Annotated in this window: 13 protein-coding genes; 9 read left to right on the forward strand and 4 right to left on the reverse strand. The window is 42.6% G+C overall.

The annotated features are described in order from the left end of the window. Nucleotides 1–138 precede the first annotated feature (138 nt). Nucleotides 139–1,413: an LD-carboxypeptidase gene (locus ACTXGH_RS09285; protein WP_439296748.1), complete on the reverse strand. Its 1,275-nt coding sequence runs from the start codon at nt 1,411–1,413 to the stop codon at nt 139–141. A gap of 255 nt (nt 1,414–1,668) precedes the next feature. Between ACTXGH_RS09285 and ACTXGH_RS09290 the strand changes: the two genes are divergently transcribed. Next, a complete protein-coding gene (locus ACTXGH_RS09290) occupies nt 1,669–2,124 on the forward strand; it encodes a YkvA family protein (RefSeq protein ID WP_439296746.1) in 456 nt (151 codons plus the stop codon). Between the two features lie 127 nt (nt 2,125–2,251). Here the strand turns inward: ACTXGH_RS09290 and ACTXGH_RS09295 are convergent, their stop codons facing one another. Beyond that, complete coding sequence (locus tag ACTXGH_RS09295; protein ID WP_439296745.1) at nt 2,252–2,557, reverse strand: hypothetical protein; 306 nt, start codon at nt 2,555–2,557, stop codon at nt 2,252–2,254. 81 nt (nt 2,558–2,638) lie between these two features. Further along, nucleotides 2,639–3,202, reverse strand: coding sequence for a hypothetical protein (locus ACTXGH_RS09300; protein ID WP_439296743.1), 564 nt, complete (start codon nt 3,200–3,202; stop codon nt 2,639–2,641). A 328-nt stretch (nt 3,203–3,530) separates the two neighbouring features. On the opposite strand from ACTXGH_RS09300, the gene dnaQ reads away from it, so the two are divergent. The 8 genes from dnaQ (at nt 3,531) to ACTXGH_RS09340 (ending at nt 12,276) form a co-directional block, all read left to right on the forward strand. Continuing rightward, nucleotides 3,531–5,147 carry a DNA polymerase III subunit epsilon gene (dnaQ, locus tag ACTXGH_RS09305; protein WP_439296742.1) on the forward strand — a complete coding sequence of 539 codons (1,617 nt, stop codon included), beginning with the start codon at nt 3,531–3,533 and terminating at the stop codon, nt 5,145–5,147. 129 nt (nt 5,148–5,276) lie between these two features. Beyond that, nucleotides 5,277–6,956, forward strand: coding sequence for a hypothetical protein (locus ACTXGH_RS09310; RefSeq protein WP_439296741.1), 1,680 nt, complete (start codon nt 5,277–5,279; stop codon nt 6,954–6,956). Between the two features lie 61 nt (nt 6,957–7,017). Further along, complete coding sequence (nudC, locus tag ACTXGH_RS09315) at nt 7,018–8,013, forward strand: NAD(+) diphosphatase (RefSeq protein WP_439296739.1); 996 nt, start codon at nt 7,018–7,020, stop codon at nt 8,011–8,013. A gap of 137 nt (nt 8,014–8,150) precedes the next feature. Beyond that, entirely contained in the window at nt 8,151–9,029 is an 879-nt protein-coding gene (locus tag ACTXGH_RS09320; protein WP_439296737.1) for an RnfABCDGE type electron transport complex subunit B, read from the forward strand. Between the two features lie 110 nt (nt 9,030–9,139). Continuing rightward, nucleotides 9,140–9,835: an endonuclease III gene (gene nth / locus ACTXGH_RS09325; protein ID WP_439296735.1), complete on the forward strand. Its 696-nt coding sequence runs from the start codon at nt 9,140–9,142 to the stop codon at nt 9,833–9,835. 254 nt (nt 9,836–10,089) lie between these two features. Then, nucleotides 10,090–11,256 carry a methionine adenosyltransferase gene (gene metK / locus ACTXGH_RS09330; protein ID WP_299219483.1) on the forward strand — a complete coding sequence of 389 codons (1,167 nt, stop codon included), beginning with the start codon at nt 10,090–10,092 and terminating at the stop codon, nt 11,254–11,256. Nucleotides 11,257–11,290: 34 nt separating this feature from the next. Next, complete coding sequence (locus ACTXGH_RS09335) at nt 11,291–11,659, forward strand: DUF3144 domain-containing protein (RefSeq protein ID WP_439260992.1); 369 nt, start codon at nt 11,291–11,293, stop codon at nt 11,657–11,659. Nucleotides 11,660–11,934: 275 nt separating this feature from the next. Further along, nucleotides 11,935–12,276 (forward strand): hypothetical protein, encoded by a 342-nt coding sequence (locus ACTXGH_RS09340; RefSeq protein WP_439260993.1) that lies wholly within the window; start codon nt 11,935–11,937, stop codon nt 12,274–12,276. Between the two features lie 102 nt (nt 12,277–12,378). On the opposite strand, the gene ACTXGH_RS09345 is transcribed toward ACTXGH_RS09340, so the two are convergent. Then, the gene (locus tag ACTXGH_RS09345; protein ID WP_439260994.1) at nt 12,379–14,031 is read right to left on the reverse strand and encodes a BCCT family transporter; all 1,653 of its coding nucleotides are present in this window, start codon (nt 14,029–14,031) and stop codon (nt 12,379–12,381) included. Nucleotides 14,032–14,090 lie beyond the last annotated feature (59 nt).

A 14,090-nucleotide genomic window follows, 5' to 3' on the forward strand; every position in this document is an offset into this window, starting at 1 on the left:
AAGATTTGTTTTTTTTGCGTTTGACATCATCATACATCCTTATAATAGAAGAACAATTAGTATTTAATCTTGACAGATATGAGCGATGCCTTCTGTAAGGCAAATGTTAATCTGATGATCGAAAAACTTCCGATCAATCTATATGACTTGCCACAACCCTTCAAGATTAACAGCGCTTTTATCAATTATCGGATAATCACTAAAGCTTAGTGTATAGCCGCCTGCTTGATTGCTCACTGGTGTAATTTGACAAGTCGCGCCGAGTGGAAAGCTATGTTTTTTACTGATATGCCCAAAGCTCATGCCATTATAGATAGGTAATCCAGTCAGCTTATGCAACTGGCGAATGACCATCGCGACATCGTAACGCTTATCGTAGCTATCTTCACCTGTGCCAGACAGTGAGCCAAACACAATTGCTTGCTGACGCTTGAACACACCTGCCAAATATAAATCATAAAGCATGCGCTCAATACGATAAGCCTGCTCACCCACATCTTCTAAAAATACAATACCGCCATCAATGCGCGGCAAATACTCGCTACCTGCCAGCGCTGATACCACACTCAGATTACCGCCCCAAATCGTTCCCGTGACTGTTTGAGTCTTATCAGTCGCTAGAATCGCTGGTAATTTCTTACTGGTCAAATCGGCATTTTGAACAGTAATGCTCAAATTAGGGTTAGTAAGCGCTTCTGCAAACTGCCTACAACTGACTTCATCAGGAGACGTTTTACCAAATTCGCTATAGAGCATGGGGCCAGCGAGCGAACTCATTTGCCCTTTCGCCAGCAGTGCACATTGAATGGCAGTGACATCACTAAAGCCTGTTAGTATCGTGCCCCGCTCTTTCATAATGCGTCCCAGCGTTTGCCAATCAATCAGCGGCAGCAGACGCATTGCGCCATAGCCACCGCGTATACCCATGAGCAGCTTGGGTGCAGCAATCGCCCCAGTCGCGATGTTTTGCAGATCACTGGCTCGCTGCGTGTCCGTTCCCGCAAAGCGCAAATATTGTCGCTCAGTAATAGTAGGATTCTGCACTTCAAAACCTGCGCAAGCCATACGCTCTAATGCCAATTGGTTACGCTCATGACTACCGCCAACGTTGGAGCTGGCAAATAGACGTGTCTCAATAGTAGGATTGATACAACGTGATTTGGACGCTATTGACTGATTAACATCTGGCAGCGCCGTTGGTAAATCATCTTTGGTCAGCTGCATACTGCTATTTTGATCGCTCGTTTTGTCTGCAGCTTTAATCGTTAAGCCTTGAGCGATACCTTGAGTTGCAAGTAGTCCAGCACCTGTACTTACCCCTAAGCGACATAAGAATTGGCGGCGACTAAGCTCCTTATCAGCCGCAGTGGTTATATCAGTTTGTTGTAAAAGAGTCGGATTTGTTATACGCATACTGAACTGTTACCTCAAAACTTATTTCAAAATAATGGTTTTAGAATAATGATTTAACTATCAACGTTTTTAACATTAACTTTATATAAATATCGCAGTTTGACAGCTTTAATAGCGACAAGGGTTGCATAACCCTATAACCATTGCCTATTACAACGACAACAAATTGTTAAACAACCATGTTTGGTACTTACCATTACTCTTGTTATAGTAAATGGTAAGAGATAATTCATCAATAATGATAGGAACGCTAGTATGGCTGATAAAGAAAAAGATAATAAGTCGCTTTTAGACAATATTAAACTCATTTTAAGTAAAGAAGACAGCATAAAGAATCAAGTCGACAAGGATCGCGGTCTCGAGCGTTATGCTAAAGATTTGATGCTACTGATGAGCTTGGTAAAAGATTATTACCAAGGTAATTATCGCAATATACCTTATAAAACTATTTCAGCGGCAGTGGTTGGGTTGTTGTACGTATTAAACCCTATCGATATTATTCCAGATTTCATACCTTTTATTGGTCAAGTTGATGATGCCTTGGTAATAGGGTTTTGCCTAAGACTGATGGAGAAAGACTTGAACAAATATAAAGCTTGGAAAAACGAGCAATCAATGTCCAAAGATTCCATGTATAAAGATGGTGCAAAGTCTGAAGATAAAGCGTCTGATAATGAAGACAAAAATATAAAAGATAAGAAAAAATCTTAATTACTAAAATAGTGATAAATGGTATCTCTAATCATAAAAACACGGTCAATGAGTTCATCACTGACCGTGTTTTATGTGCATCAAGTTTAAAGCTAGTAAATCATCATTAGTAAGTAATCACTAACCATCAATCAGGTACCTCATAATTGGCGTTTTCTGGGTTGAGACCAAATGAGTATACGAATGTCGCAACCAGACTGTTAATAATGATAAAGGGTAAGTCAATCGTGACGTGACCAAGTAGATAGCGTCCAATCAGCCAAGAGACAACGAGCATAACAATAAAAAACGCGCCCAGATATCCTAAGATGACAGGATGTTTTAGACCATAGGGCTGCGCGGGTTTGGGTTGTTTACCGAGTACATACGTACGTATCGCCCAGCCAGCGGCATAAGACAATCCACCCAAGACGACATAACTCAAAAAATTCATATAATATAACTCTATTGCTTAATGACTGGCAAGATATTCTGCTTGGACTACGCTATATTTCTTATTGAAGACTGCCTGTGGTTAAAGGCTTTTATTATTTGACCCGACATTATCAATAATAATATTGGCATGTGGGTTGGCCAAGATGTCCGTATTAACTTCATCACACTCTACCTGATAAATCGTATTGGCTCCTTTATAGATATAAGACAAATACTCACTATCAAGCAAAGGGTCGATATTGGCATAAACAGGTTTGACATGTGCCATGACCAGCACTCTATCAGGACGACCGATGACTGCGTCAACATTGTCAGGGTCAAAGGAGAAAAAATTGGGTATCTCGCTATTCTCTATAACTTCTAGTGGCTCGGCTTTGTCCCACACCCGCTTGGCAGTCGCAGGCTCTTTCATTTGCATGACCCACCTGCCTTCTTGCTGACTGACCTTAATCTGGGCAGGCTCATCATTGCTAACCGTATAGCAACCTTCAAATACGGACAAATCCGTCTCAGTCTTTGCATCCTCTGTTTCTGTAGTCGTACTGGTACCGTCGCAACCTACTAATAGCAATGCACTAATGGTCATAGCACTGATGGCAAGCATCCTAAACTTATGACCCATAACGTTTGAGCGATTGAACATGATAATATTATCCTACGTTAAAAGAGACTGTGATATAGATAAATCCGCTTTAGCTGACAAGTAATGTCATGTCCTTATCCTACTCATTTTAACAGAAAACCACCCTCTTACTGTTTTGATATTTAGTTTCATAGTTTTACGGCAAGCGATGGCGCATATGAGCCCCGTATTTGCTATAATTGAGCGCAGTCATTCAATCACATTATAATCAATCTACGATAGTATAGGCACAGATAACGACTAAACGTCCTCTACGACAAGAGTCTTATGTAGTTAAGAGTGTCGCTATTTATTATGAGTTGATTATCCATTAAGCTTTTAGGTCATTATGTCAGACAATCCTGCTCTATCATCCTCACCTTCTACTGCATCTGCCAGCACACCTGCAAATGTATCGACCATAAGCCAGCAAAATACGACCAATCCATTGGCGGTAAAAGCAAATACCACGGTCGCCTATACAGATGGCGCTTGTAAAGGTAATCCTGGCGCTGGTGGCTGGGGCGCGCACCTTATTTTTAGCGATGGCCATACGCAAGATTTGTACGGTGGTGATAAAGAAACCACCAATAATCGTATGGAGCTAATGGGGGCGATAAAAGCTTTGGAACACAGTCCTCAAGATATAAAGCTTGAAATTTGGACCGACTCAAGCTATGTCAAAAACGGTATTACCCAATGGATTGAAGGATGGAAAAAGCGTGGCTGGAAGACTGCGAGCAAAAAGCCTGTAGCCAATCAAGACTTGTGGCAACAGTTGGATACGCTTTGTCAAGCACGCGATGTTGATTGGCACTGGGTTAAAGGTCACGCTGGGCACGCGGGTAACGAAAAAGCAGATGAGCTGGCCAATCTAGGCGTCACGTCTAGCAGCGAGCAACCATCTGTCGCGCATTCTGCCGATAACTCTGCACGTAACGACGATGACACTGCTAAAAAAAAAGCCAATGATTGGTTAAACGATGACCCGTTAGGCTTTAATATGATGGATGAGGATTCAGAAGAAGAATTGTTATACGAAGATTCTTTAAATGAGATGTCAGACAACAGTGACTCAAAGTCTATTCAAGTCAAACAATTAAATAATACTACGCAGCCAGTGAGTATCAACACCATGATATCAGATGAGACGAATACAAACAGCGATACAACCAACGTGTCAGTAGACTTGCCAAAATTCGATGGTGATACTGGTCGTGCCAACCCCAACTTTCGTCCGCTACTACCACAGCCTATTCATCGACACGAGCCCAATCGTCAGCTGATCATGGATACAGAGACGACAGGGCTTGACCCTCTCAAAGGTGACCGCGTGATTGAGGTCGGTATTGTCGAGATGGTCGGTCGTAAGTTTACGGGCGAAAAACTCCATGTTTATATCAACCCGCAGCGCGGTATGGATGAAGAAGTCATTCGTATTCACGGTATCTCTGAAGCTTTTTTGGCAGATAAGCCAACCTTCGATCAGGTTGCTAAGTCGTTATATGATTTTATGGATGGCGCAGAAATCATCGCTCACAACGCCACGTTTGATATGAACTTTTTAAACATGGAGTTTAGTAAAGTGGGTCTGTCAGACTTCGCCGAGCGTGTACAAGTGACTGACTCTTTATTAATGGCAAAGCAGCAATACCCTGGACAAAAAAACACGCTAGATGCTTTGGTTCGCCGATTAGATGTCGGTAAGCAAGATCGTACTTTTCACGGCGCCTTGTTGGATTCGGAGATTTTAGCTGAAGTTTATCTGGCCATGACAGGAGGACAGGTAACGTTAGCGATCGAAGAAGATACTCAAACAGAGGGTGGCAACACCGCTCATGCTAATTTTGCAAATTTGGCATCTTTATTGCTAGAGTCAACCGTAGACAACCATGCCAATCAAAACTGGTTTGCAGGGTTAGCAGAAGATTATCCTGATTTAAACGCTAGGCTATCGCAGTGGTAGAGCGCGTTACTGCGCATGATTAATTGGCTTGCGCCTATTATACGTCCAATAACATACTAAAAAGCCTGCTTTTATTAATAATTATCTGCTGTTAAAGTCGACTCTATCAATATTTTATGGAAAAAAACTATGAGCCAGTCTGAGCAAACAATATTGACCACCCCTGCCCTTAGTATTACTAACTTTAACCTACCTTCTCTACATCTGCTTCATAATGAGATTACAGTCATTTTAAAGGATACTGAGAATCATCTTAGCGAATTTAATGATGATCAAGAACAAGTCTCTTTATTATTAGACTCTATTAGTATGTTAACACAACTGTCTTGTATTTTTGAATTGGTTGCATTAACTGGCGGACAGCTACTAAGTACGGCCATCGCACAAGGTCTACAACAGCTTTATGACAATAATAATAACGGCGACACCGCTTTGATTATGGATCTATCAGAGGCGATCATGACACTTGATCGTTATATTGAATTTGTACTGTTAACTGAAACGGTAGAGCCAACCCTACTATTGCCAATTATCAACAAACTATATGCCCACAGTCAGCAAGATACGATCAATGCCGATTGTTTTTCTGACTTTGGTAGCAGCAGCGTTATTATTGCCAATCCTGAACAGAACTTTAAACCATTATGCGAGTTAAGCCTGAATAGCGACTTACTCACCAATGCTTATCGCAGCGGTCTAAATGTCGTTCTTGCCAAACATGCACCACTAACGGCAGATACCCAGCAAAAACTAGATGCTATGAGTGCTGCTTGTGCGATGATTGCTGCCCATACTGATAGCCTGTTTTGGCAAGCGGCAACGGCTGTCGTCACAGATATCAAAGACATATTACCGTTAAATGCTAGTCAAAAACATACACTAATCTACTTAGAGCAGCAGTTTCATAGCTATTTGCCAATCATGGATGCCCGTTTTGCAGACCTAGTAAGTTTTGCTTGTCAGCGTGACAATCAACAAGCGCAAAAGCTACGCATTCAGTATGCAAATAATCGGCTTGAGTCATCACAGCTTGAGCAAATGCAGCGCTTCTTGTTTGGACCAAACCGTGCCATTACTGATACGCTAAATGATATTATTCAAAACCAAATCAGCACTATCAAAGAAAAAGTTGATAGTTATGCCCGCGGTGACACGCTTAGCCCTGCGGCGGTACAAGTAAACTCAATAGCTGCCGATCTTATAGAGCTGAGCTCAGTATTGCAGTTATTATGTTTGGCTGATGCAGCAACCTCTCTTAAAAATGTTGCCTCAGCTGTAGCAAAATGGCAAACGCCAGCCCCTAATGAGTTTGACTCTCTGCTATTGGCGCTAATGCATGCCGAGAATGCTTCGAACGCAATGGCAAAAATACACACACCAGGCGCTATTCATTTGGCAACGCATAGTCAGCATATCTCATTACATCAAATCGATACGGCCTATGATACGTTGGTACAAGAGAGTCGTACAGCCATATCAAGTGCAGAGCAAGCAATTAACGACTATCTAGTGGACGACAATCGCGACCTGCTTAACCTTGAGAATATACCTGATCTGATACATCAAGTCGCGGGTGCAATACGCTTCTTACAATTGGCTACACCTGCAAATATGCTTAATCAGTTGACCATCAATATGCAAAAACGTCTTGAAAGTGGTCAAAGTATAGATGATCGTACACTTGCTCATATAGCTGATGTACTTATGGCAGTAGACTATCGCTTAGATGGTTTTGAGAACAACCATCCTGTGAGCAAAAAATCACTGGATGTTGCTCAGGATAGTTTGAGCCAACTACTTGCCGCTTAATCGTTGCAGATAAATATAAGTAAATTTTTATCAACCCTCTTGCTGCTTTGGATAGCTATTTATGACCACCGCTTTTGTAATTGATAACGAGACTGTACTGTGCCGCTATACTGCAAAAGGCTGGTGGCCTGTGCAAGTTCCTGTTTTGGCTATTGAAAACGATATTGTTACAAAAGACCAAGCAGCAGAGTCATCAATTAAGCTTTATCAGGTTGGCCGTGTTGAGTTACTGGCAAGCTTAGCAGCAAGTAACTGGGAGACAGGTGGATTACAAAAGTTGAATACTGATCCCGAGTCTATTGATGGCGATGATGTACCTGCTACCATTGCCATTACTTACGATTATGCGCAAACCCACGGCATTGCTATTCCTAACTTAACTAAAAACTCTTATAAGTCAACCGTATTGCAGACGCCATTAGCTGGTACTGAAAAGATAGGCTTTATTACTTACCGACAGCTTATCACCCAATTGCCAGCAGCGCTCTCTACGCAGCTGAGTCAAGCGATTCAATTGCTGCGCTGGCAAGCAGATACTCAGTTTTGTAGTCGCTGCAGCGCTTCGGTTACGGTAGCCAAATTTGGTGAGCGTGCGATGGTCTGTCCAGTCTGCCGCTTACGCCAGTATCCACGAGTACAACCTTGTGTCATCACAGCCATCACTCGTCCAAACCCACAAACCGGCGAGATGCAAATACTCTTGGCACACCATCACCGCTATGGTCGACCGAGTACCCAGCTTCAGTATGGACTGATTGCAGGTTTTGTAGAAGTAGGTGAAAGCTTAGAGCATGCGGTAGTACGTGAAGTCGCTGAAGAAGTAGGTATCTGCTTGACTGACATTCGCTACGTCAGCAGTCAACCATGGCCGTTTCCCTCAAACTTAATGCTAGGATTTCGAGCGTCTTATACAAGCGGTGAGATAGTCATACAAGAAGATGAGCTCTCGCACGCCGACTTCTTTGATATCTCAAACTTACCAAAGATACCTTTTAAAGGCAGTATTGCTTATGATTTAATTGCACAAATTGCTCACGAACAAGGCATAATACTCTAGCTTTATAGAATATATTCGTGTGTAACCAATAGTATGCCATTATGAACAATCCTCTTTTATGATAGATTATCTATACTAGTCACGACCAATAGTAACTCTCGCCAATTCTTTACGCCAGTTTTAAGGCCTTTGATTAAATGCCCAGTAATATTCATACCCGTCTAACAAACCTGCCGATACTGTTTGATACATTAACTTTAGAGACGCTGCCAGCCGACACACAACAACAAATTGCGTATGTTGACTCGTGCCTGCCCCAGACACAATGTGGTCTTTGTGATCATCCCGACGGGTGTCTACCTTATGCTACCGCTATCGTCGTAAATGGTGAACCGCATAATAAATGTGTACCTGGTGGACAACCTGTCAGTGATGCCATTGGCCATATTTTAGACGCAGATCATGCTACTTTAGATACGGTCTTTTTACAAAGCCAAGACTCAAGTAACGAGCCAAAACGCTTAAGTGCTGTACCATCAAAGTGGCCAATAGACCCCACGACTGAGCGTCCGCATGAAGTACGCGCCATCATTCGTGAAGATGATTGTATTGGTTGTACAAAGTGTATCCCAGCCTGTCCGGTCGATGCCATCGTCGGTACTGGCAAACATATGCATACGATTTTTACAGACTTATGCACTGGTTGTGAGCTGTGTATTGCACCCTGCCCTGTTGACTGCATCGATCTTGTGCCTATTGAGCGTGAATTGTCAGCAGCAGAGCGCACGCAAGAACAAAACGAGCTGCGACAACGTTATCACACGCATCTTAGGCGCGTAACTGAGCAACTGACCGACAGTAATAATAGTAGACCTGTCGTCAGTATGGTAGAAGCCAAGCTAAATAACGCCAGCGCACAAGCGATTGACATTGACGAGCAGCAAGCAAAGAATACTATTGCTGCCGCCAAACTACGTACCAAAATCAAAAAACTAGAAAAACAGCTAAGCGTCCGTCCTAATCCGAAAAAAAGCGCTGAGTTGGCTATGTTGCAAGATCAACTGTCTCAGTTATAGCTTTAGTATTAGTTTTAGAGATAGTTTGTCCATACCCTATTGTCTTATTTGATCTAATTCAGTATCGACCTTAACCACTATTAACAGCTATAAAAGATTGTCCATATACTATGAGCAAAACTGTCAAACACAAAACTGCAAACACACCGCCATCGAGACGATTGCCCAATCGTAACGTACGACCATTTTTTGAAAAGCTAGCTGCTACTATTGACGATCCCATTACTGAATTAAACTACAGTAATAATTTTGAGCTACTTGTTGCAGTCATACTCTCTGCACAAGCGACTGATGTGAGCGTCAATATCGCAACCCAGCAGCTATACCCAGTCGCGAATACTCCTGAGGCCGTATTGGCACTGGGTGAAGAAGGACTAAAATCTTATATCAAAAATATTGGCTTATACAATGCCAAAGCCAAAAATGTCATCAAAACTTGTCGCGATTTAATAGAGAAGTTTGACAGCACGGTACCTGATAACCGTAAAGACTTAGAGTCGCTCGCTGGGGTCGGACGCAAAACCGCTAATGTGGTCTTAAACACCGCTTTTGGACAACCAACAATGGCAGTCGATACGCATATCTTCCGTGTGGGCAATCGCACGGGGCTGGCTACTGGCAAGAACGTATCAATAGTAGAGAAAAAGCTGGTCGAGCGCATTCCAGAAGACTTATTGGTTGACGCTCACCACTATCTCATCTTGCATGGGCGCTATACCTGTCAAGCGCGTACCCCCAAATGCGGAGCCTGTCCAGTCTACGAGGAATGTATGTTTAAGGATAAAGCCGCGTTTTTAGAGATTTAACAATTCTTTATGGCTAATGTTGTTTAATAGAGTCACTTCAACTTAAAGAAAAACGATACAGATAACCACTGACAAAAATTTAGCTAGCTCGTTGGTTTTTACGATTGTTAGCAACCATAGCTGACACTAGAGTTTTGACTCGATTCACGGTAAAATGTGCTAATTTTTTGATTCACTTTTGCCTCTTATTTTCCGTTAACATTCAATTATGACTGATTTAGTAACGACAGTCCTTGCAATTAAGCGATCTAACTATGCGTGAATACAACTTATTTACATCTGAATCTGTAAGCGAAGGCCATCCTGATAAAATGGCTGACCAAATATCAGACGCTATCCTTGATGCCATCTTACGTGAAGACATCCAAGCTCGCGTAGCATGCGAGACGCTGGTCAAAACTGGTGCCGTCATACTAGCAGGTGAAGTGACGACTACTGCTAATATCGATGTAGAGCGTATTGTACGTGATACGGTTAATGGTATCGGCTATCATCACTCAGATCTTGGCTTTGATGGTGAGACTTGTGCGGTTATTAATATGCTTGGTAAGCAATCACCTGAAATCGCTCAAGGTGTCGATCGTAGCAGCCCAGAAGAGCAAGGCGCTGGTGATCAAGGCTTAATGTTTGGCTATGCTAGTAATGAAACCGAAGTATTAATGCCGGCTCCTATTGAGTTTGCGCATCGTCTTATGGAGCGTCAGTCTGAGCTACGCCGTGCTGGCGATCTGCCTTGGTTGCGTCCAGATGCCAAAGCACAAGTTACCTTAAAATATGATGGCAACCGTCCGACTGCGATTGACGCTGTAGTATTGTCTACTCAGCATGATCCAAGTATCTCGCAAAAAGATCTGCAAGAAGCAGTCATGGAATCTATCATTAAACAAGTACTGCCAGCCGATCTGTTACATGCTGGTACTCGCTACCACATCAACCCAACTGGCAAGTTTGTCATTGGTGGTCCTGTCGGTGATGCAGGCTTAACCGGACGTAAAATCATCGTCGATACCTACGGCGGTATGGCTCGTCATGGTGGCGGTGCATTCAGTGGTAAAGATCCTTCAAAAGTCGATCGCAGCGCCGCTTATGCGGTACGTTATGTCGCCAAAAACATCGTCGCGGCAGGATTGGCTGAGCGCTGTGAAGTACAAGTGAGCTACGCGATTGGAGTCGCTGAACCTACCTCTATCTCGGTGAATACTTTTGGCACGAGTAAAATTAGCTCTGAAGAGATCATTCGCCTGATTCGTACGCATTTCGATTTGCGTCCTTATGGCATCACGCAAATGCTCAACTTACTCCAACCTATGTATCAACGCACAGCAACCTTTGGACATTTTGGACGCGTTGGCTCTGAGACTGCCTTTACTTGGGAAAAAACAGACAAAGCTGAATTGCTAAAAGCAGATGCAGGTCTATAAATCTATATTCAAATACACTCAATAGGAGTCGCTTATGTCTCAAGATAATATTGATAACAATGCTCAAAATCACAATGCTGAAGCATTGGCTGAAATCACCCCTGAAATGCAGGCATTTTATCAGCGTGCTGACGCCATCATTGGTGTTGCGAATAGCCAATTGGGTCCTGATGCTCATTCAGGGCAAGTCGGCGCTTCATTGCTTTATGCAGCTGCGCGTTATAGCGCTTCGGTCGCCTCTATTGGTTTTGTAAAGGGTGATGACTTTGCAAAAGAAAAAGACGATATCGTAGAGTTTTACGTTAAGCAGTACCGTCAGATGCTAAGTGACAATTTGACTGATTATGCACAAAACTTTGATAAATATGTTCAGCTCAATCAAGATGATAAGTCGTCTAAATAAGCACTTCATTACTCAGTCTTAAAACAAAACCCCAGCCTATTTATAGACTGGGGTTTTTTATTGGCTATCTTTTTAGTACACGACTGACTACAATTAGACTAGTACTTAGGAAACTTAAGCTATTTAAGCTTAGGCCGTCTTTAACTTATAAAAGCAGATATAGCAGAAGAGTCTGCTTTATAACCGATTATTAGTTCATCCACTACAACAGGACGTTGTAGTTTTCATAAATTGCGACTTTCATACATTATGCTTTTCGTAAATAAGGACATCTTATGTTTAATAATAATTTTTGGACATCTTGGCGTTCATGCTTGTCGTTACTTGGAATATCTGTAGCGATGACAATAGCAGGCTGTAGTAATATTCCGAGTGTCGCCGAGCCCGACACTACTCCAATTCATACACCAGCCACTAATCAACCAGCACCCAGTGATAATCTATTTACTAAGTGCCCGCCTCACAACCCAGAGCAAAACATGTGTACCATGCAATACGACCCTGTTTGCGTTACTACTAAAGTTGGCTCGGTAGTCAGTTATCGTACGGCAGGTAATGCCTGCTCAGCCTGTGGCACAACTGCAGCGATAGGTTATGTACCAGGGAAATGTATCTAAACTTTTAATAGCCTTAAAAAATCTAGCGTTATACTTATAAAAAAACCCCAGCCTATTTATAAACTGGGGTTTTCTATTATTCGCGTCATTTTTACAATCTTACTAATCAGACTTGGTAACTTTAGGAGGACCTTTTAGCAAATGTTCATCACGGAACTCGTTTGCTGAGTTATGTTCTGCTGATTCTTCAGTGACAAACCACTGCTGATTGCGATATAACACCAGACGATCTCGGCTCAAGCCGCGAAGTAGCGCATACATCATGACCAGCATGACAATAGCAAAGGGAAACCCTGACACAATAGCTGCGGCCTGTAATGCCCCAAGTCCTCCCGCTGCTAACAATATCGCTGCAATCACACCTTCAGTCCCTGCCCAAAACAGGCGCTGAACCTTAGGTGGATTGGTATCACCGCCCGATGTCAACATATCGATGACGAAGCTGGCAGAATCAGATGAGGTCACGAACCATAGTACGATCATGACAATAATTAAGGCAGTTGCTGCTTGAGTAAAGGGATAGGTTTCCATCAATTTAAAGATAGCACTACCAGTATCTGCTTGTACTGCCTCAACCAGTCCAGGACTGGCTATGTCAGGACTGACTGCAGCCATTAGCTCCATGTGCACTGCCGACCCGCCGAAGGCTGTAAACCATAAGAACAATATGGTAACCGGAATCAGTAACACCCCTAATATGAATTCACGAATCGTGCGACCACGAGAAATACGGGCGACGAATACGCCAACAAACGGTGACCAGCTGATCCACCATGCCCAATAAAAGATTGTCCATGAAGATTGCCAGTTTTCTTGACCTTCATAAGACTCTGTCCATAAGGCTAGCGGAACAACTTGGTGCAGATAATTACCGATATTCTCTACAAAACTATTAAATATAAACTGCGTTGGACCTAAGATAATCACAAAGCTCAATAGCACAATAGTCAGAAAAATATTGATGTCACTTAAACGCTTAATACCTTTATCCAGTCCCATCAATAGCGACAGTCCAGCAAGCGCGGTAATAACCGCAATCAAGACAATCTGTACTGTGATGTTATTAGGAATACCGAATAGACTCTCAAGACCAGAGTTGATCTGTAACACACCTAAGCCTAAGGTTGTGACCACCCCAAACATCGTGCCAAACACAGCCAACGTATCAACAGTATGACCCCAACGTCCATAAATTCTTTGACCTAATAATGGATAAAGCGTTGAGCGAATGGAGAGTGGTAAACCACGGCGATAGTGAAAATAAGCCAATGCTAAAGCCACCATGCCATAAATTGCCCACACATGGATACCGTAGTGTAAAAACGAGATATTCATCGCAAGCTTGGCAGATGCGACCGTCTCTCCTTCACCAAGCGGCGGTGCCATAAAGTGGTACAACGGCTCAGCCGTACCCCAGTAAAGCAAACCAATACCGATACCCGCTGAAAACAACATACCAATCCAAGAGATGAGTTTGTATTCTGGCTTTTCCATCTGATGTCCGAGCCTAATATCACCATATCGGCTAAATATTAGATAGATACTCATGACCACGGCTAAGTTGACTACCATAATAAAGAACCAGCCAAAACGCATTGAGATAAACGCTTTTGCTTGCCCAAACACTACGCTTGCCAGCTCATTAAAAAAGGCACCGAAGATAATAAACGCGATAATTAAAATCGCTGAAGACAAAAATACTGGTTTACTTACCCTTGGAAAAGGGCCCAATCGACCAACTTTAACGTGATCCATAGATTTTTCCAAAATTAAAAAAAACGATACCCTATCAAGATATTGCTTACTTATCAAAC

Origin of the sequence: Psychrobacter sp. 1Y10 (assembly GCF_052259005.1) — a bacterium.
Classification (GTDB): domain Bacteria; phylum Pseudomonadota; class Gammaproteobacteria; order Pseudomonadales; family Moraxellaceae; genus Psychrobacter; species Psychrobacter saeujeotis.

Bases quoted from the DNA above. Each gene is read 5' to 3' on its own strand.
- ACTXGH_RS09335 (WP_439260992.1), top strand. From the start codon at position 11,291: ATGTCTCAAGATAATATTGATAACAATGCTCAAAATCACAATGCTGAA.
- ACTXGH_RS09320 (WP_439296737.1), top strand. From the start codon at position 8,151: ATGCCCAGTAATATTCATACCCGTCTAACAAACCTGCCGATACTGTTT.
- ACTXGH_RS09300 (WP_439296743.1), bottom strand. From the start codon at position 3,202: ATGTTCAATCGCTCAAACGTTATGGGTCATAAGTTTAGGATGCTTGCC.
- ACTXGH_RS09310 (WP_439296741.1), top strand. From the start codon at position 5,277: ATGAGCCAGTCTGAGCAAACAATATTGACCACCCCTGCCCTTAGTATT.
- ACTXGH_RS09290 (WP_439296746.1), top strand. From the start codon at position 1,669: ATGGCTGATAAAGAAAAAGATAATAAGTCGCTTTTAGACAATATTAAA.
- metK (WP_299219483.1), top strand. From the start codon at position 10,090: ATGCGTGAATACAACTTATTTACATCTGAATCTGTAAGCGAAGGCCAT.
- ACTXGH_RS09345 (WP_439260994.1), bottom strand. From the start codon at position 14,031: ATGGATCACGTTAAAGTTGGTCGATTGGGCCCTTTTCCAAGGGTAAGT.
- dnaQ (WP_439296742.1), top strand. From the start codon at position 3,531: ATGTCAGACAATCCTGCTCTATCATCCTCACCTTCTACTGCATCTGCC.
- ACTXGH_RS09285 (WP_439296748.1), bottom strand. From the start codon at position 1,413: ATGCGTATAACAAATCCGACTCTTTTACAACAAACTGATATAACCACT.
- ACTXGH_RS09295 (WP_439296745.1), bottom strand. From the start codon at position 2,557: ATGAATTTTTTGAGTTATGTCGTCTTGGGTGGATTGTCTTATGCCGCT.
- ACTXGH_RS09340 (WP_439260993.1), top strand. From the start codon at position 11,935: ATGTTTAATAATAATTTTTGGACATCTTGGCGTTCATGCTTGTCGTTA.
- nth (WP_439296735.1), top strand. From the start codon at position 9,140: ATGAGCAAAACTGTCAAACACAAAACTGCAAACACACCGCCATCGAGA.
- nudC (WP_439296739.1), top strand. From the start codon at position 7,018: ATGACCACCGCTTTTGTAATTGATAACGAGACTGTACTGTGCCGCTAT.